The 230-nt window shown below is 51.3% G+C and carries 1 protein-coding gene; it reads left to right on the forward strand.

Annotation, left to right across the window (positions count from 1 at the left end; translation table 11 throughout):
* On the forward strand, positions 1-230 hold a 230-nt coding region (locus DW937_RS15350; RefSeq protein ID WP_243111515.1), incomplete at both ends, for a DUF2500 domain-containing protein.

The raw sequence follows: 230 nt of genomic DNA on the forward strand, positions 1-230 counted from the left end.
ATCATCGGAAATATCAGCACATGGAATAAAAACAACCATTCGCCGCGGCTGACCGTTCCGGCAACGGTGGTGGCAAAGCGCACGGAAGTTTCTCGCCACCATACGGACAATACGATGATGCATACGTTCACGACCTATTATGTGACCTTTCAGGTGGAAAGCGGCGACCGCATGGAACTTACCGTAAGTGGTTCGGACTACGGAATGCTTGTGGAGGGCGACATTGGAAA

The sequence above is a fragment of the Faecalibacterium sp. AM43-5AT genome (assembly GCF_003603345.1).
Lineage (GTDB): Bacteria > Bacillota > Clostridia > Oscillospirales > Ruminococcaceae > Faecalibacterium > Faecalibacterium taiwanense.